We start from the raw sequence: 20819 nt of genomic DNA on the forward strand, positions 1-20819 counted from the left end.
CGGCCGTTCTACCGTCGGCCGTGCTGCTCCTGGACGTTCTCCCCGTGGGCGTTCCGACCCTGGACGTTCTCGAAGCGGACGACCACGGACTTGCTGGCAGGGGTGTTGCTGGTGTCGGCCGTCGAGCCGAGGGGGACCAGCACGTTGGTCTCCGGGTAGTAGGCGGCCGCGCAGCCCCGGGCGGTCGGGTAGTGCACGATGCGGAAGCCGGGGGCGCGGCGTTCCACGCCGTCCTTCCATTCGCTGACGAGGTCGGTGTACGCGCCGTCGGCGAGGCCGAGGGCGCGGGCGTCGTCGGGGTTGACCAGGACGACGCGGCGACCGCCTTTGATGCCGCGGTAGCGGTCGTCGAGGCCGTAGATCGTGGTGTTGTACTGGTCGTGCGAGCGCAGGGTCTGCAACAGCAGCCTGCCTTCGGGGAGTTCGGGGTATTCCACGGGGGCGGCGGTGAAGTTGGCCCTGCCGGTCGCGGTGGGGAAGCGGCGCTCGTCGCGGGGGGCGTGCGGGAGGGTGAAGCCGCCGGGTGCGGCGACGCGGGCGTTGAAGTTCTCGAAGCCGGGGACGACGCGGGAGATGCGGTCGCGGATCGTCGCGTAGTCCTTCTCGAACTCCTCCCAGGGGGTGGCCGATCCGGGGCCGAGGACGGCGCGCGCGAGGCGGGCGACGATGGCGGGCTCGGAGAGCAGGTGGGGGCTCGCCGGGGCGAGGTTGCCGCGCGAGGCGTGGACCATGCTCATGGAGTCCTCGACCGTGACGAACTGCTTGCCGCTCGCCTGGACGTCCTTGTCGGTACGGCCCAGCGTGGGCAGGATCAGCGCGCGGATGCCGGTCACGGCGTGCGAGCGGTTGAGCTTGGTGGAGACATGGACGGTGAGGCGGGCGCGGCGCATCGCGGCCTCGGTGACCTCCGTGTCGGGGGTGGCTGCGACGAAGTTGCCGCCCATGGCGAAGAAGACCTTGGCGTCGCCGTCGCGCAGTGCCTGGATGGAGCGTACGACGTCGTAGCCGTGGTGGCGCGGTGAGGTGATCGAGAATTCCTTGTCGAGTGCGTCGAGGAATTCGGGCGAGGGCCGTTCGAAGATGCCCATGGTGCGGTCGCCCTGGACGTTGGAGTGGCCGCGGACGGGGCAGACCCCGGCGCCGGGGCGGCCGATGTTGCCGCGCAGCAGCAGGAAGTTGACGACTTCTCGGATGGTCGGCACGGAGTGCTTGTGCTGGGTGAGGCCCATGGCCCAGCACACGATGGTGCGCTTCGACGCCAGGATCATGGCGAGCGCCTCCTCGACGGCGCCGCGGTCGAGGCCGGTGGCGGCGAGGGTCTGTTCCCAGTCGGCTTCGCGGGCCGCGGCGGCGAACTCCTCGTAGCCGTGGGTGTGTTCCCGCACGAAAGCTTCGTCGACGGCGCCCTCGGTCCGAAGGATCAGTTTGTTGAGGAGCCGGAAGAGGGCCTGGTCGCCGCCGATGCGGATCTGCAGGAAGAGGTCGTTGAGTGCGGCGCCCCTGATCATGCCGAGCGGGGTCTGCGGGTTCTTGAACCGCTCCAGACCGGCCTCGGGCAGCGGATTCACCGAAATGATCTTCGCGCCCGCGGACTTGGCCTTCTCCAGGGCGGAGAGCATCCGGGGATGGTTGGTACCGGGATTCTGTCCGGCGACGATGATCAGGTCCGCCTGGTGGAGGTCCTCCAGTGAGACGCTGCCCTTGCCGATGCCGATGGTCTCCGTCAGCGCCGAGCCGGAGGACTCGTGGCACATGTTGGAGCAGTCGGGGAGGTTGTTGGTGCCGAATTCGCGGGCGAACAGCTGGAGCAGGAACGCGGCCTCGTTGCTGGTGCGCCCCGAGGTGTAGAAGAGGGCCTCGTCGGGGGAGCCGAGCGCGCCCAGCTCCTCGGCGATGATGCCGAAGGCGCGCTCCCAGGTCACCGCCTCGTACCGTTCGGCGCCCTCGGGGAGGTACATCGGCTGGGTGATCCGGCCCTGCTGACCCAGCCAGTACCCGCTGCGCGAGGCGAGGTCGGTGACGGGGTGCGCGGCGAAGAAGTCGGGGGTGACCCGGCGCAGCGTCGCCTCCTCGGCGACGGCCTTGGCGCCGTTCTCGCAGAATTCCGCGGTGTGCCGCTCGTCGCCCTCGGGCCAGGCGCAGCCGGGGCAGTCGAAGCCGTTCTTCTGGTTGACCTTGAGGAGGGTCTGTGCGGTGCGCCGCACGCCCATCTGCTGCTGGGCGATCAGCAGGCTGTGGGCCACGGCCGGCAGTCCGGCGGCGGCGTGCTGCGCCGGCTCGATCCGCGGCGCGTCCTGGACCGGGTCACCTGCGGGCGGCTTCGTGGCCATGGTGAGCTCCCCTTCGAGCCGACTGCGGACCTGCGCGGTGCGCGTACGCATCGACGCGGTATGTGTTCGTCCTGCGATTTTGTCACGCGGCACCGTCAGAGGCGGCGGGGTGTCACGTCCGGTCGGGATTGTCAGTGGTCCGTGGCAGGATCGGGGGCGTGGCTGAGACGGCATCGAAGAAGACGGCAGACAACCGACCGCGCCTGCTCCTGATGGACGGGCACTCCCTGGCGTACCGGGCGTTCTTTGCGCTGCCTGCGGAGAATTTCACGACAGGGTCGGGGCAGCCGACGAACGCGGTGTACGGCTTCGCGTCGATGCTGGCGAACACGCTGCGTGATGAGGCGCCGACGCATTTCGCGGTGGCGTTCGACGTCTCCCGCAAGACCTGGCGCTCCGAGGAGTTCCCCGAGTACAAGGCGAACCGCTCGAAGACCCCGGACGAGTTCAAGGGGCAGGTGGAGCTGATCGGCGAGCTGCTCGACGCGATGCACGCCGACCGTTTCGCGGTCGAGGGTTTCGAGGCGGACGATGTCATCGCGACGCTGGCGACCCAGGCCGAGGCGGCCGGTTTCGAGGTGCTGATCGTCACCGGTGACCGCGATTCGTTCCAGCTGATCACGGAGAACGTGACGGTGCTGTACCCGACGAAGGGGGTCTCGGAGCTGACGCGCTTCACCCCGGCGAAGGTCGAGGAGAAGTACGGGCTCACGCCGCAGCAGTACCCGGACTTCGCGGCGCTGCGCGGTGACCCGTCGGACAACCTTCCCGGCATCCCCGGCGTCGGCGAGAAGACCGCGGCGAAGTGGATCAACCAGTTCGGTTCGTTCGACGAACTGGTGGAGCGCGCCGAGGAGGTCAAGGGCAAGGCGGGCCAGAATTTCCGGGACCACCTGGACGCGGTGCGGATGAACCGCAGGCTGACCGAGATGGTCCGCGACGTGGAGCTGCAGAAGACCCCGCAGGACCTGGAGCGCGCGCCGTACGACCGCACCGCGGTGACGGGTGTGCTGGACGTCCTGGAGATCCGTAACCCGAGCCTGCGCGAGCGGCTGCTGGCCGTCGACCCGGGCGCGGCCGAGGACGAGGCCCCGCAGCCCGCCGCGGGCATCGAGCTGGACGGCGCGGTGCTGGGCGCGGGCGAGCTGGCGCCCTGGCTCGCCGAGCACGGCGGGCAGCCGCTCGGCGTGGCCACCGTCGACACATGGGCGGTGGGCGCCGGCACGGTCACCGAGGTCGCGCTCGCCGCGGCCGACGGCGCGGCGGCCTGGTTCGACCCGGCGGAGCTCGACGAGGGCGACGAGCAGGCGTTCGCCGCCTGGATCGCCGACGCGCGTCGGCCGAAGGTCATGCACAACGCGAAGAGCGCCATGCGGGTCTTCCCGGAGCACGGCTGGCAGGTCGACGGCGTCACGATGGACACCGCCCTGGCCGCCTATCTGGTCAAGCCCGGTCGTCGCTCCTTCGCGCTGGACGCGTTGGCGGTGGAGTATCTCGGCCGGGAGCTGGCCCCCGCGGCGGCGGCCGACGGGCAGCTGGCCTTCGGCGCCGACGACCGGGCCGAGGCCGACGCCCTGATGACGCAGGCCCGCGCGGTCCTGGATCTGGGCGAGGCGTTCACCACCCGGCTGGCAGAGGTCGGCGCGACGGACCTGCTGCACGGCATGGAGCTGCCGACGTCCGCTCTGCTGGCCCGTCTGGAACGGCACGGCATCGCCGCCGACCGGGCCCACCTGGAAGGCATGGAGCAGCAGTTCGCCGGTGCGGTGCAGCAGGCGGTGAAGGAGGCGCACGCCGCGGTCGGCCGCGAGTTCAACCTCGGCTCGCCCAAGCAGCTCCAGGAAGTGCTCTTCGGTGAGCTGGCCCTGCCCCGGACGAAGAAGACGAAGACCGGGTACACGACGGACGCCGACGCCCTGGCCTGGCTCGCCGCGCAGACCGAGCACGAGCTGCCGGTCATCATGCTGCGCCACCGCGAGCAGGCGAAGCTGCGGGTCACCGTCGAGGGCCTGATCAAGACGATCGCGGCCGACGGCCGTATCCACACCACGTTCAACCAGACGGTGGCGGCGACCGGCCGGCTCTCCTCCACCGACCCCAACCTGCAGAACATCCCGGTCCGTACGGACGAGGGCCGGGCCATTCGCCGGGGCTTCGTGGTCGGCGAGGGCTTCGAGACGCTGATGACGGCCGACTACAGCCAGATCGAGCTGCGGGTGATGGCCCACCTCTCCGAGGACGAGGGCCTGATCGAGGCGTTCACCTCCGGCGAGGACCTGCACACGACGGTCGCCTCGCAGGTCTTCGGTGTCGACAAGTCCGCCGTCGACCCGGAGATGCGCCGCAAGATCAAGGCCATGAGCTACGGACTCGCGTACGGGCTCTCCGCGTTCGGCCTGTCCCAGCAGCTGAACATCGAGGCGGGCGAGGCACGCGGGCTGATGGACACCTACTTCGAGCGGTTCGGCGGAGTGCGTGACTACCTGCGCCGCGTGGTGGAGGAGGCCAGGGCCACCGGCTACACGGAGACGGTCTTCGGCCGCCGCCGCTACCTCCCCGACCTCAACAGCGACAACCGCCAGCGCCGCGAGATGGCGGAGCGGATGGCGCTCAACGCCCCGATCCAGGGCACGGCGGCGGACATCGTCAAGGTCGCCATGCTCCAGGTCGACCGGGCGCTGACCGAGCGGAAGCTGAAGTCCCGCATGCTGCTCCAGGTCCATGACGAAATCGTCCTGGAGATCGCCGAGGGCGAGCGGGCGCAGGTGGAGGAGATCCTCCGCCACGAGATGTCCACGGCCGTGCAGTTGCGTGCCCCGCTGGACGTCTCGGTCGGCGTCGGTACGGACTGGGAGTCCGCCGCGCACTGACGCGGCGGTTCGCCGGACGGGCCGGTCCCCGGAGGGATCAGGCCCGTCCGGCGACGACCGGGGGAGCGGACGCGCGCGTACGCTGCAGCCGCATCCACACCCCGTACAGCACCAGGCCCACCGCCAATCCCGCCCCCGCGCCGAAGCAGGCGGTCGGGACGATGTCCAGCGGGGTGTCGATGTGCTTGAAATGCGTATACCAGCGTGCGCACCGGTGCACGACGCCGAGCAGTACGCAGACGCCGAGCAGCACGCCCACCGCCCACCGCTCGCGACGGCCCAGCGCCGGCACGGACGGCGGGACGGGGCGCGCCCCCGCCCGCCGCAGCCCCGAAGCCGTGAACCACGCGAGCACAGCCAGTGCCGCCGCCGAACTGCCGTACTGCACCAGCTGGAACACCGGAAATCCGCCGAGGTTCCCGCCGAGCACCGGGATCAGCCGCACACCCCACCGGTCGTGATGCGTGAAGGCGTCCCAGACGACATGGGTGGCGGCCCCGACGACCGCCGACAGCACGAACCGCCCGCCGTCCCGGACGCGCCATGTCCTTCGCCGCCCCCGCACGAAGGCATGCACCCGTCCCTGCCAGGCCTGCGGCAGCAATGCCACCAGCGGTTCTCGCAGCAGCAGCCACAGCGCCACCACCGCCGCCGTGATCAGCACATCGACCGTGCACACGCCTCCTGCCGAGTGGGTTTCCCTGCCGAACTCCATGGCGCCCGGGATCGCGGTGTCCGCGTAGTACGTCATGTCGGGGGCGAACGAACCGGCGACGAGGGCGGAGGCGAGCAGCGGGCCCCGCGCCGTTCCGTTCCGCCGCATCCCCGGCAGCACTGCGGCGGCATGGCTGAGTGTGAACGGCATGGCGGCCAGTATGCGCGAGCCTCCGGCCTCCGCCCGGCCACGGCCGTACAACTTGCTGTGGGGAACGTGAAAAAGAGGTAAGAACCGGTCAGGGCGCAGTGTCCCGGCGGCACAAGTTGCCGTAGGGTCGCCTGAGTCCTGGCGCTGGGGAGCGCGGACAGCCGTCGACGGGGAGGGACCAGGGGTATGGCAGCGCAATTCGGTCGCCGACTTCGCAAGGGGGCGACCACCACCGCTGTGGCCGCCGTAGCCGTGGCGGCGCTCTCCGCCTCAGGAGCCCCCGGCACACCGCTGGTCGGCGACAGCGGCGACCCGCAGCCCACCGGAACAGCGCCTTCGCCCGACAGCGGCGCGGCGACCGGCAATTCGCCGTACTACACGGACCTGCCCCCGCTGAACACGCCCGACAAACCGGGGACCAGCACGAACCTCCCCGTCACCGGCAGAGCGGAATCGGGCATACCGGCTTCGATCCTGGCTGCGTACAAGAAGGCCGAGCAGAACATCGCCGACAGCGACGCCGCCTGCCGGCTGCCGTGGCAACTGCTCGCCGCGATCGGCAAGGTCGAGTCCGGTCATGCCCGCGGCGGCCGGGTCGACGCGAACGGCACCACGTTCTCCCCGATCCTCGGCCCGGTCCTCGACGGCCGGGGCTTCGCCATGATCAAGGACACCGACAACGGGGCGTACGACGGGGACTCGACCCACGACCGTGCCGTCGGCCCGATGCAGTTCATCCCGTCCACCTGGGCGACCTGGGGCCAGGACGGCAACGGCGACGGCCGCAAGGACCCCAACAACATCTACGACGCGGCCCTCGCCGCCGGACGCTATCTCTGCGCCGGCTCCCGTGATCTGTCCGTCGCCGCGGATCTCGACCGGGCGGTCCTGAGCTACAACCACTCGGACGCCTACCTCCGTACGGTCCGCTCCTGGTTCGAGTACTACAAGCGCGGCACCCACGAGATCCCCGACGGCACCGGAGCGGTCCCGCCCGGCCTCGGCGGCGGTACGGACCCGAGTCCCGGCAGCCCGACCCCGTCCCCTTCGCCGTCCGGAACGACCAAGCCGAAGCCGAAGCCGAGCCCGAACCCCTCGAAGCCGGGCGGCGGCACGACCACCCCGACCCCGAAGCCCACTCCCAAGCCGTCGCAGACCCTCGCGGGTGTGGAGGACGCCGGCACCGGCCCGCTGACCGCCACCGCGGGCGACGCGTTCGCCGAGCGGATCAAGGTGCGGGCCAGGAACAGCCTCGGCGACCCGCTCGCCAAGGTGTCCGTGACCTTCACCGTCGCCGGTGACACGGACGCCGCCTTCACCGGCGGGAAGACCGCCGTCACCCTTCTCACCGGAGCCGACGGCACGGTCACCGCGCCGGTGCTGAAGGCGGGCGAGACGACGGGTGGGTTCACGGTGCGGGCCGTCGCCACCGGCCGTTCGCTGCCCGCCGTCACCTACTCCGCGACCGTCACCGCCCGACAGGCCGACGCGATCGCCAGGACCGACGACAAGGAACTGACCGCCGCGCCCGGCACCGAGTTCGCCGACACCGTCGAGGTCAAGGCCACCTACAAGGACGCGATCGCCGCCGGGGTCGCCGTCACCGCCACCATGATCACCGACGCCGAGCAGCCGGCCGAGAACGACAAGGGCCCGTACTTCAAGGACGCGGACGGCAAGACCGTCCGTACCCTCACGGACCTCACGACCGACGCCGACGGCATCCTGAAGCTCCCGAAGATCTACGCGGACGACGCCGAGGGCACGTACAAGCTGCGCCTCACCACCGAGGGCGGTGCCACGATCGTCATCGAGCTCGGCATCGAGGCCCCGACGGCATCTCAGGCCCCGGAGCCCCCCGCCGTCTGACCCGCCCGGCCGCATGCCACGACAGCCCCTCCGCCACCACGGCAGAGGGGCTGTCCTACGTGTTCTCATCTCGCGCCCGCATTGCTACGGTGCCTCAACCCTGACGACCCATCAGATCCGTGCTCCCCGGGAGGATCCGGCATGCGTGCCTTCGTCGCCGCCGCCATCGGGCTGGCCGCAGCCCTCGCGCTCGTCCTCACCATCAGCGCGATCGGCGCCCCGCCCGGAGAAACCTCGCCCAAACCTCTGCTGACCACCGTCCCGGGCCCCAAGAACTAGCCACCGGAAGAAGCAACAGAAGCTGAGGGAGGGCACCACCATGCGCCGCCGAGCCAGCCTCGTACTCCTGGCCTTCGCCGTCTTCTTCGCCGCCATGTCGCCCCTGCTGCGCTGGTACGCCTTCCCGAGGCTGGCGAAGATCCCGCCCAGTCAGTACCAGGAAACGGTGCTGGAGGCGAAACCCGCCACCCTCCTCGACTACAACGACAACATGAAGGTCAAACGGGTCCCCAAGGTCACCATCGTGCAGACCCTCAAGGGCAATGTGGAGGAGTCCGAGAAGATCGAACGCAGCGCCGGACGCGACGTCGTCGTCTGGGACGCCCTCAGTTATGTGGTCGGTCCGGACGGCAAGATGGTCTCCGAGATCCCCGAGCGCTACATCTTCGACGCGCACAGCCAGGCCCCCGTCCACGCCACCGGGGAATCGGTCGACGGTGATGCGGTCAGGCGCGAGGGCATCGAGTTCAAGTGGCCCTTCCTCACCCAGAAACGCGACTACGAGTACTTCGACGCCCAGGCCCGCACCAGCTCGCCGATCCATTACAAGGGCACCCGCACCTTCCACGGCATGGACGTCTACTACTTCGAGCAGACCATTGCGTGGACCAAGGTCCCGATGCCGAAGAAGATGCCCATCAAGGGCGTCACCCCGGAACAGATCGCGAAGACGGGCATGACCCGCTGGTACACGACCAAGCGCATGTTCTGGGTGGACCCGGTCACCGGAGCGCCCGTCAACGGCGAGGAGATCCACAAGGAGGAGCTGCGCAACGCCAAGGCGATGGGCCTGCCGCAGGACACCGTCACCGTGTTCGCCGGGCACGTGAAGATGCGCGAGGACTACGTCGATTCGATCGTCGCCCTGGTCAAGTCCCAGCGTGTGCTGGTCCTGCTGCTCACCTCGTACCTGCCCTGGGGCTTCCTCGCCCTCGGTGCCGGACTGCTCGCACTCGCCCTGTGGCTGGAGGCCCGCTCCCGGCGCCCGGACGGCGAACTGCCCGACGGGGCACCGACGCCCGCCCCGGACCCGCAACCTGCTCCCGCCTGAGCCGCGCCCCAGCGGCCCCGGCGGTAGGCGGCGAGGCGTCCGCGCCGCCTACCGCCGGGCCCTCTTCGTGAACCGGGTCGCCTCCACCGTCGTGGGGTCCTGTGGCCACGGATGCTTCGGATAGCGGCCGCGCAGCTCCGCCCGCACGGCCCGGTAGCCGTCCCGCCAGAACGACGCCAGATCCGCGGTGACGGCCGCGGGGCGGCCGGCGGGGGACAGCAGATGGACCAGCACCGGCACCCCGGCCACCCTCGGGGTCTCCTGCAGGCCGAACAGCTCCTGGAGCTTCACCGCGAGTACGGGCTGCGCCCCGCCGTACTCGACCCTGATACGGGAGCCGCTCGGCACCTCGATCCGCTCCGGAGCCAGCTCGTCCAGCCGCGCCGCCTCACCGGTGGCCCACGGCAGCAGCCGCCGCAAGGCCTGCCCCGCGTCGATCCGCGCGAGATCGGAGCGCCGCCGCGCCCGAGACAACTCGGGCTCCAGCCACTCCTCGGTGCTGTCCAGCAGCGCACCGTCCGACACGTCCGGCCAGGGCGCGCCCAACGTCCGGTGCAGAAAGGCGAGCCGCTCCCGCAACTGCTCGGTCTCACGCGTCCGGCGCAGCAGCCCGAGTCCTTCGCGCCGCAGACCCTCGACCAGCGCCTCGCGTATCAGTTCGGGCGCCGGCTCCTTCAGCGGGCGCACCGACAGCTCGACGGCACCCAGCCGCTCCACCTTGCGGGCGACCACATCGCCGTCGGCCCAGCGGACCTCCTCATCCGTGCACCGCAGATGCCCGGCGGCCGTCCGCGCCGTGTCCTCGTCGATGACGGCGGCGAGCCGCACCGGCGCTGACGCCGCGTGGGCGGGCCGGTCGGCGACCGCGACCGCCAGCCACGGCGCGCTGCGCAGCCCCGAGCCGTCCCGCACCTGCGCACCCGTACCCGACGCCATCAGGAACGCCCCCTCGCCCCGGGCCCGCGCCACCCGTTCGGGGAACGCCAGGGCGGCCACCAGACCGACGGCTCCGTCGTCCGGGCCCGAACCCCCGCCCGCGTCCTGGACCGAGGAGGCGAGCCGCCGGACCTCCTGCCGCCAGCGCGCCGCATACCCGTCCCCGCCACGCCGGGCGGTCCGCAGCGCGGCCGCAAGATCGTCCCCGTACTCCCGCGGCGGCTCCTCGCTCAGCAGCGCCACCACCTCGGCCGCCCGCCGCCCGCCCACCTCGACGGCGCCGTCCAGCAGCGCCCGCGCCAGCCGCGGATGCAGGCCCAGCCGGGACATCCGTACGCCCCGGTCGGTGACCCGGCCGTCCGCGCCCACCGCGCCGACCGCCCTCAGCACCTCGCGCGCCGCGCCCATCGCGCCGGCGGGCGGCGGATCGAGCAGTGCCAGCCCCGACGCGTCCGGATCGCCCCAGCACGCCGCCTGCAACGCGAAAGCCGCCAGATCCGCGACCTCGATCTCCGGGGACGGGAACCGCGCGAGCCGCCCGTTTTCCGCCTGCTCCCAGCACCGATACACCGCCCCCGGCGCCTCACGCCCGGCCCGGCCCGCCCGCTGCCTCCCCGCCGCCTGCGACGCCCGCACCGTCGTCAGCGCGCTCAGCCCCCGCGCGTGATCGGTACGCGGCTCCCTGGCCAGCCCCGAGTCGACCACGATCCGCACCCCGGGCACCGTCAGGGACGACTCCGCCACCGAGGTCGCCAGCACCACCCGCCGGCTCCCGGACGACCCGGCCAGCACCGCGTCCTGCACCGCGGCCGGAGCCCGCCCGTGCACCTGGAGCACCTCGGCTCCCACCCCCGCCAGCTGCCCCGCCACCCGCCCGATCTCGCCGACACCGGGGAGGAAGCACAGGACATCGCCGTCCCGTTCGGCGAGTGCCCGGCGCACCGTGGCCGCGACATGCGTCAGCAGCGCCGGATCGACCCTCATCCCGTGCGGCGGCCGCACCGGGGTGGCGGGCGGTGCCCAGACCACGTCCACCGGATGCGAGACACCCCGTGCCTCCACCACGGGGGCATCACCCAGCAGCCGCGCCCAGCCCGCGGCGTCCGTCGTCGCCGACGCGGCCACCAGCCGCAGGTCGGGCCGGATCGCCTCCCGCACATCGAGGAGGAAAGCGGCGACCGTGTCCGCGTCCAGGTGCCGCTCATGGCACTCGTCGATGATCACCGCGTCGACCCCGGCCGGCTCCTGGTCGCGCTGCAGCCGCTGAAGCAGCACCCCGGTGGTCACCACCTCCACCAGGGTGTCGCGCCCCACCACCCGCTCCCCGCGGACCGTGAACCCCACCCGCCCGCCGGCCCGCTCCCCGATGAGCCACGCCATCCGCCGCGCCGCCGCCCGCGCCGCGATCCGCCGCGGCTCGGCGACCACCACCCGGCGCACCGGCCCGCCACCGGTCAGACCGGCCAGGACCAGCGGTACGAGGGTCGTCTTGCCGGTGCCGGGCGGCGCGCACAGCACCGCGACACCGCGGTCGTCGAGCGCCCGCTCCAGGGCGGGCACAGCCGTGCGTACGGGCAACTGGTCCAGGGCGTCGGTACGGATCACGCCCCCAGTCTCGTACGAGGAACCGGGGCTCCGTACCCCGGGACCGGGCCCAGGACCTCCGTAGCCCAGGACCTCCGTATCAGTCCCGTTCGCAGACGAAGATCGCCGTGCCCGGGATCAGGTTCCCGCGCAGCGGGGACCAGCCGCCCCACTCCTGGTGGTTCCAGGCGGGCCATTCCGGTTCGACCAGATCGACCAGACGGAAACCGCCGGCCACCACGTCCCGCACCCGGTCGCCCAGCGTCCGGTGGTGCTCGACGTACACGGCGTTGCCCTGTTCGTCCTGCTCGACGTAGGGGGTGCGGTCGAAGTACGAGGCCGCGACCGAGAGCCCCTCGGGTCCGGGCTCGTCCGGGAACGCCCAGCGGATCGGATGCGTCACCGAGAAGACCCAGCGGCCCCCGGGCCGCAGCACCCGGTGCACCTCGCGGAACACCTGCACCGGGGAGGCGACGAACGGCACCGCGCCGTATGCGGAGCACGCCAGGTCGAAGGAGCCGTCCCGGAAGGGCAGCACGCCGGCGTCCGCCTCCACCAGGGGGACCCCACCGCCGATCCGCAGCGCGTGCTGCAACTGCCGGTGCGAGAGGTCGAGGGCCACCGGACGGGCTCCCCTGGCGGCGAGCCAGCGCGAGCACTGCGCCGCGCCCGCGCCGATCTCCAGGACGCGTAGACCCTTCAGCGACTCGGCGGGGCCGAGCAGACCGGCCTCGGCCTCGTCGAGCCCCTCCGGCCCCCAGATGAAACGGTCGTCGCCGAGGAAGGCGCCGTGGTCGCTCTGGTACTCGTCGGCGTTCCGGTCCCACCAGCCGCGACTGGCCCGGGTGCTCTCGGCTTCCGAGGCGTCGCGGCGAGTCGCTTCGGGTTCGGCCGCGTAGATCTCTTGGCTCATCGTGCCCGTCGTTGTAGTTTGCCTTCACCCCGCCGCACGCGGTATGTACCCAGGGGCAGCTGTCCGTACGGCTCCGTACCCACGGATTATCTCCTGGGGTCGATGTGGCCTCGGGGAACACGAATTGTGCCGGATATGGGCTGTTGCGCCCCGGGTGTGCGCCTTCGCGCATTGACCGTGCCCGGCTGCCCCCGTATGCTACAAGTTGCGCTGCGAGCCTGCGCGCCTCAGACCTAGCAGGCCGCGCTCGCGTCTGTTGCATGTCCCCTCGGTTCACGAGGTGCCTCCCGTTCGGCGGGTTCGGTACTTCCCGGGCTGTCCGGCTTCAGCGGAGGCGATACGGGCTCCCGGCGTAGCAGTACCTACGACTCTCTGTCCGTACCGGAGCCCTTTCCCACATGACGAGCAGCACCGAGACCACCGCCACCACCCCGCAGGTAGCGGTCAACGACATCGGTAACGAGGAAGCCTTCCTCGCCGCGATCGACGAGACGATCAAGTACTTCAACGACGGCGACATCGTCGACGGCGTCATCGTGAAGGTCGACCGGGACGAGGTCCTGCTCGACATCGGTTACAAGACCGAAGGCGTCATCCCCTCCCGCGAGCTTTCGATCAAGCACGACGTCGACCCCAACGAGGTCGTCAAGGTCGGCGACGAGATCGAGGCCCTGGTTCTCCAGAAGGAGGACAAGGAAGGCCGCCTCATCCTGTCCAAGAAGCGCGCTCAGTACGAGCGTGCCTGGGGCACGATCGAGAAGATCAAGGAAGAGGACGGCATCGTCACCGGTACCGTCATCGAGGTCGTCAAGGGTGGTCTCATCCTCGACATCGGCCTCCGTGGCTTCCTGCCGGCCTCCCTCGTCGAGATGCGCCGCGTCCGCGACCTCCAGCCCTACGTGGGCAAGGAGCTCGAAGCCAAGATCATCGAGCTGGACAAGAACCGCAACAACGTGGTCCTGTCCCGCCGTGCCTGGCTGGAGCAGACCCAGAGCGAGGTCCGCCAGACGTTCCTCACGACCCTGCAGAAGGGCCAGGTCCGCTCCGGCGTCGTTTCCTCGATCGTCAACTTCGGTGCGTTCGTGGACCTCGGCGGCGTCGACGGTCTCGTGCACGTCTCCGAGCTGTCCTGGAAGCACATCGACCACCCCTCCGAGGTTGTCGAGGTCGGCCAGGAGGTCACCGTCGAGGTTCTCGACGTCGACATGGACCGCGAGCGCGTCTCGCTGTCGCTCAAGGCGACGCAGGAAGACCCGTGGCAGCAGTTCGCCCGTACGCACCAGATCGGGCAGGTCGTTCCCGGTAAGGTCACCAAGCTCGTTCCGTTCGGTGCGTTCGTGCGCGTCGACGAGGGCATCGAGGGTCTGGTCCACATCTCCGAGCTGGCCGAGCGCCACGTGGAGATCCCGGAGCAGGTCGTCCAGGTCAACGACGAGATCTTCGTCAAGGTCATCGACATCGACCTGGAGCGTCGCCGCATCAGCCTCTCGCTGAAGCAGGCCAACGAGTCCTTCGGTGCCGACCCGGCGTCGGTCGAGTTCGACCCGACCCTGTACGGCATGGCCGCGTCCTACGACGACCAGGGCAACTACATCTACCCCGAGGGCTTCGACCCCGAGACCAACGACTGGCTCGAGGGCTACGAGACCCAGCGCGAGGCGTGGGAGACGCAGTACGCCGAGGCGCAGCAGCGCTTCGAGCAGCACCAGGCCCAGGTCATCAAGTCCCGCGAGGCCGACGAGGCCGCTGCTGCCGAGGGCGCTGCCGCCCCGGCCGGTGGCGCCCCGGCTGCCTCCGGCGGCAGCGGTGGCGGCTCGTACTCCTCGGAGTCCGCGGACAACTCCGGCGCCCTGGCGTCGGACGAGGCCCTGGCTGCCCTGCGCGAGAAGCTGGCGGGCGGCCAGAGCTGACGCTCTGCCCCTCCGACCGGTGATTGATCGCCGTAGCTGAAAGTGAGGCCCGTTCCCCTCGGGGAGCGGGCCTCACTCGTGTCCGCGGCCGTGCGCGCGAGTCGTTACGGCGTGACGGTGATGTTGGTCAAGCCCTTGCCGCCGGTCACCGTGTTGCTGCTGTAGACGGTGGTCGGGCAGCTCGTGCTGTAGTTGGTGACGTTGAATGCGATCCGCTTGTCACCCTTGGAGCCGGACAGGTCCGAGGTGTTGTTGCGGAAGACGGTGCCGCAGCCCCAGCCGCTCTGCTGGGTGTGGGTCTCGTAGCCGTTGTTGGTCGTACGGGTCCCCTTGTTGCCGTCGACCAGGACGTTGTTGCCCTTCACGTCGACCCAGGAGTCGTCGTAGTTGGCGCCGGTCAGCCCGCTGCCGTCGAAGGTGTTGCCGATGATCTTCGCTCCCGTGGTGCCTTCCTTGATGTCGACGTTCTCGCCGCCGACCCCCGGCCCGATCGTGTTGTTCAGAATCTGGACCTGGTCGCTCTTGTCGGAGAGGTCGCCCGCCGTGCCGACGTAGACGCCCTCGCCCATGCCGCGGCCGTCGTGCCCGGTGTCGTAGATCCGTGAGTTCTTGATGACGCCGTTCTTGCTGGACTTGCGGAAGTGGATGCCCTCCATGTCCAGGCCGTGCACGGTCACCGAGTCGATCACGACTCCGGTGGCGGTGTCGGCCATGATGCCCTTCTGGCCGCCGGTGACCGTGATGCCCTGGACGGTCCAGTAGGAGGCGCCGTTGAGGTGCAGCCCGTAGCCGCCGCCGGCGGTGAGGACGGCTCCGGCGGAACCGGTGAGGGTGATCCGGGCGGAGGCGGTGCCGGGGACGGTCGCCTTGAAGTTGCCGGTGTACGTGCCATCGGCGAGCCGGATCGTGTCGCCGGGGGACGCGGCGGCGAGGGCGGACTTGAGCTGGGCCGCGGTGCTCACATCGATGACGGCCGCCGCGTCCGCGTCGGTGGCGGAGGCGAGGGCGAGACCGCCGGTGGCGAGCACGGCGGCCAGCAGGGCGGGGAGCGGCGTACGGATGCGCATGGGGGTGCCTTCCGTCGAAGAAGAGTTCAAGACGTTCTCGTACGTGAATGTGGGGCGAGTGTCTGAACGTGCTGCCCAGTGACGGTAGGGATGGGGTGTGGGCGTGTCAAGGTATGGACCATTGTTCGTGGGCGATCGGACGGGGTGAAGAGGGGAAAACGGCGCAATGCGCAAATGACTGACGGATCGCAACAAGCTCTGGTCAGGATCTCGGCAACCTCAACATCCGAAGGTGAGCGGGGGCATGACGCATGCTTCGCACAACTCGCCCGTGGTGCCGGCCGCGAGCCGTCGTGCGCTCCTGCGCGACATCGGCATCATCGGTGCCGCGGGCGCGATGTTCGCGACGACGGGGACCTCGGCCTCGTCCCCACCGCTCGGGCGGCCGGCCGTGAACCCGCCCTTCCGCTGTCGTGAACTCGACGTTCCCATCGAGGTGTTCACCGATGTGAATGCCAACGTCCATATCTTCGACGACAGGGCAGGGGCGAGGGCTCCGGTGCGCCACCGCACCGCCGGGCACGTCCACTTGGCGGGTGACCACCTCGGCCCCACGGATGCCTGGCGGCACAGCACGTACACCTCTGCGCGGAAGACGGTGACGGCGCCCCACGCCCGTGTTCTCGCATAGGTTCTGGCATGAACCGCCGGGTGACGGGGCACGGTCCGGGAATGCCCGTGCCCTGCCGGACGTTCTGCTCTAGGAACACGAGGAGGAGCGGTAACAGTGCCTGATCCGCAGAGTTTGTACGAATGGGAGCCGAAGGGGCTGGCCGTCGTCGACATGGCGCTCGCCCAGGAGTCGGCCGGCCTGGTCATGCTCTACCACTTCGACGGATACATCGACGCGGGTGACACGGGCGAGCAGATCGTCGACGGACTGCTCGAAACGCTGCCGCACCAGGTCGTCGCCAGCTTCGACCACGACCGGCTCGTCGACTACCGCGCGCGGCGCCCTCTGCTGACCTTCCGGCGCGACCGCTGGGCGGCCTACGAGACCCCGACGCTCGACGTCCGGGTCGTCCAGGACGCCACCGGCGCGCCCTTCCTGCTGCTTTCCGGGCCCGAGCCCGATGTGGAGTGGGAGCGCTTCGCCGCTGCCGTCGAGCAGATCGTCGAGCGCCTCGGCGTCCGCCTGGCGGTGAATTTCCACGGCATCCCGATGGGCGTCCCGCACACCCGTCCCGTCGGCGTGACCCCGCACGGCAACCGCACGGACCTCATGCCCGGCCACCGCAGCCCGTTCGACGAGGCGCAGGTGCCCGGCTCGGCCGCGGCCCTGGTGGAGTACCGGCTGATGGAGGCCGGGCACGACGTCCTGGGCGTCGCCGCCCACGTGCCGCACTACGTCGCCCGCTCCGCCTATCCGGACGCGGCGCTCACCGCCCTGGAGTCGATCACGGCCGCCACCGGCCTGGTCCTGCCGACGGTCGCCCACGCGCTGCGCACGGAGGCCCACCGGACCCAGACCGAGATCGACCGGCAGATCGACCAGGGTGACGAGGAGCTCGTCTCGCTCGTCGAGGGCCTTGAGCACCAGTACGACGCGGTCGCGGGCTCCGAGACCCGGGGCAATCTGGTCGCCGAGCCCGTCGAACTGCCGTCCGCCGACGAGATCGGCCGAGAATTCGAGCGGTTCCTCGCGGAGCGTGAGGGAGACGCCTGACCGGCCGACGGTTCCTCGCGGAGCGTGAGCAGGACGCCGGACCGGCCGCCCCGATCCGCCCGACGGCCCTTCGTACTAGGCTTCCCGGCATGCTGAAAGTGGGCCTGACCGGTGGGATCGGCGCCGGCAAGAGTGAAGTGTCGCGGCTGCTCGTCGGATACGGAGCGGTGCTGATCGACGCGGACCGGATCGCCCGGGAGGTCGTCGAGCCCGGGACGCCCGGACTCGCCGCCGTCGTCGACGCGTTCGGCGAAGGCATCCTGACCGCCGACGGCACCCTGGACCGGCCGAAGCTCGGCTCGATCGTCTTCTCCGACGCCGACCGGCTCGCCACCCTCAACGCGATCGTCCACCCGCTGGTCGGCGCCCGCTCCGCCGAACTGGAGCGGGCCGCGGGCCCCGACTCGGTCGTCGTCCACGACGTCCCCCTCCTCGCCGAGAACGGCCTCGCGCCGCTCTACGACCTGGTCGTCGTCGTGGACGCCAGGCCGCAGACCCAGCTCGACCGGCTCGTACGGCTGCGCGGCATGACCGAGCCCGAGGCCCGCGCCCGGATGGCGGCACAGGCCACCCGGGAGCAGCGGCGAGCCGTGGCCGATCTGATCATCGACAACGACGGATCGCTGGAAGCGCTGGAGCCGCAGGTCCGCAAGGTCTGGTCGGAGCTGACACAGGCCGCGGCCGGCTGATCCCCGTGCCGGTCCGGTCCGTGTCGGATCGCTCTCCATCGGAATAGTGGAAGCCGGCCGGACGTTGGGGATCCGATACCGAAGGGAAGGATGCGATCGTGCCCGAGAGGACCCCGGAAACAGATGTCATCGACTTCCGCGCGGCCGAACACCTGCTGGCGGCCCGCGACCCCCGGGGCGCGGTCAAGCTCCTGGACTCGGTGATCGCGGCCCATCCGGAGAACACCGCGGCCCGTCTGCTGCGGGCCCGAGCCTTCTTCGCCGCCGCCCAACTGCGCCCTGCCGAACTCGAATTCGAACTCGTCCTGGAGCGCGAGCCGGACAACGCCTTCGCGCACTTCGCGCTCGCCCGCACCTTCGAGCGCTCCGGCCGCTCCGACGACCGGGCCGCCCGACACTTCCGGCTGGCCGCCGCACTCGATCCGAACCCCGAGTATCTGAAGGCGGCCCGCTTCCGTACGGAGGACTGACCCCTCCACGCCGAGGACCGGCCGACGCCCGCCGGGTGCGCGTCCGTGCCCGGCAACCTTCAGTGCCCGTACCGGCCGCGCCCGCCGTGATCGGGTTCGTACGGCGGGATGTTGCGGCCCGGCTGGTAGTGCGGTCCCTGGTGGATGTGGTGGACGATCACCGCGATGTCCACCAGGACGAGCAGGAGCAGCAGCCCGCAGGCGGCGGCCCAGCCCGGCCGGCCGGTCAGCGTGAAGGCCGCCAGGCCGAAGACGGCCCAGACCAGCCCCCATAGACTCAGGCAGAGCCGCAGCCGCAGAGGACTGCGGGCAGTCATCGGTTCATTGCCGGTACGCATGGCGATCGCCTCTCCTACCCAGAATGGACCCGCGATGGCCATTTCGGGGATGTCGACGTCGGATTTCGGATCGAGGGGATCGTGCGTGAACAGCACATCGTGGGGGGACCGCAACGGCCGCAGGGCGAGGGTCCGTGGCTGTCTGCTGGGCGGGGCGATCGGGGACGCCCTGGGAAACCCGGTGGAGTTCCTTTCGCTCGCCGGTATCCGCCGCGCGCACGGTGAACAGGGCGTACAGGGGCTTCTCGCGGACGACGAGGGGGTCGTCGGACGTGTCACGGACGACACGCAGATGACCCTCTTCACGGCCGAGGGGCTGATCAGGGCCCATTCCCGGGCGATGTCGAAGGGGATGGGCGGCGCCGAGATCGACACCGTGCGGAACGCCTATCTGCGCTGGCTCGACACCCAGTACCATCCGGCTCCGCCGGCCCGCGGCGGCGACAACCCGGTGCGGACCGGCTGGCTGAGGCAGGAGGCGTGGCTCTACGCGCGCCGGGCCCCCGGGAATGCCTGTCTGACCGGGCTCGCGGCCGGCCATGTGCCCGAACCCACGGAGAGGCTCGGTACGCCCGGTCCCGTGAACACCGGGTCCAAGGGCTGCGGCACGGTGATGCGGTCCGCCCCCTTCGGGCTGGTGGGGGAGGACGCCCGGAGGGGCTTTCGGCTCGCCCACTGGTGCGCGCAGATCACGCACGGTCACCCGACCGGTGCGTACGCGGCAGGGGCGTTCGCCGCGATCGTCACCCATCTTCTGGAGGGGGACTCGACGGCGGGCGCGGTCCTGCGGGCCATGGAGCTGTTGGGCCGCCATCCGGGACACGAGGAGACGACGGCGGCTCTGCGCGCGGCCGTCGACCTGGCTGCCGAGGGCGAACCGACCGCCGAGAAGGTGGAGACGCTGGGCGCGGGCTGGGTCGCGGAGGAGGCGCTGGCGATCGCCGTGTACTGCGCCCTGGTGCTGCCGACCGCCGACCAGGTGGCACAGTCGCTGCTGCTCTCGGTCAACCACTCGGGCGACAGCGACTCCACGGGCGCGATCTGCGGCAATCTGCTCGGAGCCCGTCACGGGGACGCGCACCTTCCGCCGTCCTGGCTGGTGGCGACCGAAGGACGAGCGGTGATCACCGAGGTGGCCGACGATCTGTGCCTGGAGTTCGAGCACGCGGTCGCGTGGCCGGCCGGCCGCTATCCGGCGTACTGACGAGCGACCCGTGCGCCGCGCGCCGACGGTCCGCCGACGAGGCGGACGGGCTGAGCGGGCGGGCCGGGCGGGCGTGGTCCGTCGGCGCGAACCGTGTCGACGTCCCGTCCGTTCGTCGCTCGGTCAGCATCCTGAGGGTGGAGGCGGCTGCCGTCGACCGCTGTCCCGTGGATGCGAGGGCGGGGGTGCGACCGTACCGAAGCGGCCGTGGAACGAGGGACGTCCGAGGGCCGGGAAGCGATGAGTTCCGGACCGCGGACCGGTCTACCTCTTCGTAAGCGACACACTGCTTCCCGAGGAGACCCGGATGACCGAGTCCACAGCGGCCCACAACAACCTTGCTGCCACCCTTGGCGCCCCCGCCGACACCCGGGCCGGAGGCCGGGGCCGAGCAGCCGTGGCACTGACCGTCGCACGCGTCGTACTCGCCCTGTTCTTCGGCTTCGGCGCGTTCGCCAAGCTGATCGCCCATGAGACGGCGATCGAGTCCTTCGACCGGATGGGCTGGAACCAGGCGGCGATGTACATCATCGGATTGCTGGAGATGGCGGGAGCCATCGCCCTGTTGATCCCGGTTCTGGCCGGAGTGGCGGCCATGGCCTTCTGCGGGCTGATGGCGGGCGCCTCCATCGTCCAGCTGACACTGCTCGACCGGGTGAACGCGATCATGCCGGCCCTGCTCATCGTGCTGCTCGTGCTGATCGCCAGGGAGCGCCGGGACCGTACGGCGGATCTGTTCGCGCTCATCCGGAGACACGCATAGCGCGTGGTCCGCGTC

General features: G+C 70.8%; 17 protein-coding genes. 11 read left to right on the forward strand and 6 right to left on the reverse strand.

Translation table 11 applies throughout. The annotated features are described in order from the left end of the window. Positions 1-8: 8 nt before the first annotated feature. The gene (locus ACIOHC_RS34265; RefSeq protein ID WP_401845365.1) at positions 9-2330 is read right to left on the reverse strand and encodes an FdhF/YdeP family oxidoreductase; all 2322 of its coding nucleotides are present in this window, start codon (positions 2328-2330) and stop codon (positions 9-11) included. Positions 2331-2488: 158 nt separating this feature from the next. Here ACIOHC_RS34265 and polA point away from each other — a divergent pair, with 158 nt between their 5' ends. After that, complete coding sequence (gene polA, locus ACIOHC_RS34270) at positions 2489-5200, forward strand: DNA polymerase I (RefSeq protein WP_389637242.1); 2712 nt, start codon at positions 2489-2491, stop codon at positions 5198-5200. A gap of 37 nt (positions 5201-5237) precedes the next feature. Here the strand turns inward: polA and ACIOHC_RS34275 are convergent, their stop codons facing one another. Then, on the reverse strand, positions 5238-6065 hold the full coding sequence (locus ACIOHC_RS34275) for a DUF4184 family protein (protein ID WP_401845338.1): 828 nt from the start codon (positions 6063-6065) through the stop codon (positions 5238-5240). Positions 6066-6251: 186 nt separating this feature from the next. Here ACIOHC_RS34275 and ACIOHC_RS34280 point away from each other — a divergent pair, with 186 nt between their 5' ends. The 3 genes from ACIOHC_RS34280 (at position 6252) to ACIOHC_RS34290 (ending at position 9264) form a co-directional block, all read left to right on the forward strand. Next, the gene (locus ACIOHC_RS34280) at positions 6252-7934 is read left to right on the forward strand and encodes a lytic transglycosylase domain-containing protein (RefSeq protein WP_401845339.1); all 1683 of its coding nucleotides are present in this window, start codon (positions 6252-6254) and stop codon (positions 7932-7934) included. 141 nt (positions 7935-8075) lie between these two features. After that, complete coding sequence (locus tag ACIOHC_RS34285; RefSeq protein ID WP_351081551.1) at positions 8076-8213, forward strand: SPW_0924 family protein; 138 nt, start codon at positions 8076-8078, stop codon at positions 8211-8213. 40 nt (positions 8214-8253) lie between these two features. Continuing rightward, positions 8254-9264: a DUF3068 domain-containing protein gene (locus tag ACIOHC_RS34290; RefSeq protein WP_401845341.1), complete on the forward strand. Its 1011-nt coding sequence runs from the start codon at positions 8254-8256 to the stop codon at positions 9262-9264. Positions 9265-9312: 48 nt separating this feature from the next. Here the strand turns inward: ACIOHC_RS34290 and hrpB are convergent, their stop codons facing one another. Both hrpB and ACIOHC_RS34300 read right to left on the reverse strand, forming a co-directional pair. Further along, positions 9313-11805: an ATP-dependent helicase HrpB gene (gene hrpB / locus ACIOHC_RS34295; protein WP_401845344.1), complete on the reverse strand. Its 2493-nt coding sequence runs from the start codon at positions 11803-11805 to the stop codon at positions 9313-9315. Between the two features lie 79 nt (positions 11806-11884). Beyond that, positions 11885-12697, reverse strand: a complete 813-nt coding sequence (locus tag ACIOHC_RS34300) for a class I SAM-dependent methyltransferase (RefSeq protein ID WP_351081557.1) — start codon at positions 12695-12697, stop codon at positions 11885-11887. Between the two features lie 398 nt (positions 12698-13095). Here ACIOHC_RS34300 and rpsA point away from each other — a divergent pair, with 398 nt between their 5' ends. Continuing rightward, positions 13096-14607, forward strand: a complete 1512-nt coding sequence (rpsA, locus tag ACIOHC_RS34305) for a 30S ribosomal protein S1 (RefSeq protein WP_072483117.1) — start codon at positions 13096-13098, stop codon at positions 14605-14607. 104 nt (positions 14608-14711) lie between these two features. On the opposite strand, the gene ACIOHC_RS34310 is transcribed toward rpsA, so the two are convergent. Then, positions 14712-15674, reverse strand: a complete 963-nt coding sequence (locus ACIOHC_RS34310) for a right-handed parallel beta-helix repeat-containing protein (protein WP_365692213.1) — start codon at positions 15672-15674, stop codon at positions 14712-14714. Between the two features lie 244 nt (positions 15675-15918). Here ACIOHC_RS34310 and ACIOHC_RS34315 point away from each other — a divergent pair, with 244 nt between their 5' ends. From ACIOHC_RS34315 to ACIOHC_RS34330, 4 genes are all read left to right on the forward strand, one after another. Further along, positions 15919-16305, forward strand: coding sequence for a hypothetical protein (locus ACIOHC_RS34315; protein WP_365692214.1), 387 nt, complete (start codon positions 15919-15921; stop codon positions 16303-16305). A 96-nt stretch (positions 16306-16401) separates the two neighbouring features. Beyond that, the gene (locus tag ACIOHC_RS34320) at positions 16402-17340 is read left to right on the forward strand and encodes a PAC2 family protein (RefSeq protein ID WP_365692215.1); all 939 of its coding nucleotides are present in this window, start codon (positions 16402-16404) and stop codon (positions 17338-17340) included. Between the two features lie 89 nt (positions 17341-17429). Continuing rightward, positions 17430-18029 (forward strand): dephospho-CoA kinase, encoded by a 600-nt coding sequence (coaE, locus tag ACIOHC_RS34325; protein WP_351081565.1) that lies wholly within the window; start codon positions 17430-17432, stop codon positions 18027-18029. 98 nt (positions 18030-18127) lie between these two features. Continuing rightward, a complete protein-coding gene (locus ACIOHC_RS34330) occupies positions 18128-18499 on the forward strand; it encodes a tetratricopeptide repeat protein (RefSeq protein WP_365692216.1) in 372 nt (123 codons plus the stop codon). A gap of 59 nt (positions 18500-18558) precedes the next feature. On the opposite strand, the gene ACIOHC_RS34335 is transcribed toward ACIOHC_RS34330, so the two are convergent. Then, complete coding sequence (locus ACIOHC_RS34335; RefSeq protein WP_365692218.1) at positions 18559-18837, reverse strand: DUF6343 family protein; 279 nt, start codon at positions 18835-18837, stop codon at positions 18559-18561. A gap of 49 nt (positions 18838-18886) precedes the next feature. Here ACIOHC_RS34335 and ACIOHC_RS34340 point away from each other — a divergent pair, with 49 nt between their 5' ends. Further along, a complete protein-coding gene (locus tag ACIOHC_RS34340) occupies positions 18887-20041 on the forward strand; it encodes an ADP-ribosylglycohydrolase family protein (RefSeq protein WP_365692220.1) in 1155 nt (384 codons plus the stop codon). 307 nt (positions 20042-20348) lie between these two features. Then, positions 20349-20804 carry a DoxX family protein gene (locus tag ACIOHC_RS34345; RefSeq protein ID WP_365692222.1) on the forward strand — a complete coding sequence of 152 codons (456 nt, stop codon included), beginning with the start codon at positions 20349-20351 and terminating at the stop codon, positions 20802-20804. Positions 20805-20819 lie beyond the last annotated feature (15 nt).

Source organism: Streptomyces sp. NPDC088252, from assembly GCF_044740965.1.
Taxonomy (GTDB): Bacteria; Actinomycetota; Actinomycetes; order Streptomycetales; family Streptomycetaceae; genus Streptomyces.

What these genes read in the sequence shown, in the direction of transcription:
- ACIOHC_RS34280 (WP_401845339.1), top strand. Translation starts at nt 6,252, where the DNA reads ATGGCAGCGCAATTCGGTCGCCGACTTCGCAAGGGGGCGACCACCACC.
- ACIOHC_RS34275 (WP_401845338.1), bottom strand. Translation starts at nt 6,065, where the DNA reads ATGCCGTTCACACTCAGCCATGCCGCCGCAGTGCTGCCGGGGATGCGG.
- ACIOHC_RS34340 (WP_365692220.1), top strand. Translation starts at nt 18,887, where the DNA reads ATGTCGACGTCGGATTTCGGATCGAGGGGATCGTGCGTGAACAGCACA.
- ACIOHC_RS34300 (WP_351081557.1), bottom strand. Translation starts at nt 12,697, where the DNA reads ATGAGCCAAGAGATCTACGCGGCCGAACCCGAAGCGACTCGCCGCGAC.
- ACIOHC_RS34335 (WP_365692218.1), bottom strand. Translation starts at nt 18,837, where the DNA reads ATGCGTACCGGCAATGAACCGATGACTGCCCGCAGTCCTCTGCGGCTG.
- ACIOHC_RS34290 (WP_401845341.1), top strand. Translation starts at nt 8,254, where the DNA reads ATGCGCCGCCGAGCCAGCCTCGTACTCCTGGCCTTCGCCGTCTTCTTC.
- coaE (WP_351081565.1), top strand. Translation starts at nt 17,430, where the DNA reads ATGCTGAAAGTGGGCCTGACCGGTGGGATCGGCGCCGGCAAGAGTGAA.
- ACIOHC_RS34310 (WP_365692213.1), bottom strand. Translation starts at nt 15,674, where the DNA reads ATGCGCATCCGTACGCCGCTCCCCGCCCTGCTGGCCGCCGTGCTCGCC.
- rpsA (WP_072483117.1), top strand. Translation starts at nt 13,096, where the DNA reads ATGACGAGCAGCACCGAGACCACCGCCACCACCCCGCAGGTAGCGGTC.
- ACIOHC_RS34345 (WP_365692222.1), top strand. Translation starts at nt 20,349, where the DNA reads ATGACCGAGTCCACAGCGGCCCACAACAACCTTGCTGCCACCCTTGGC.
- ACIOHC_RS34315 (WP_365692214.1), top strand. Translation starts at nt 15,919, where the DNA reads ATGACGCATGCTTCGCACAACTCGCCCGTGGTGCCGGCCGCGAGCCGT.
- ACIOHC_RS34265 (WP_401845365.1), bottom strand. Translation starts at nt 2,330, where the DNA reads ATGGCCACGAAGCCGCCCGCAGGTGACCCGGTCCAGGACGCGCCGCGG.
- ACIOHC_RS34285 (WP_351081551.1), top strand. Translation starts at nt 8,076, where the DNA reads ATGCGTGCCTTCGTCGCCGCCGCCATCGGGCTGGCCGCAGCCCTCGCG.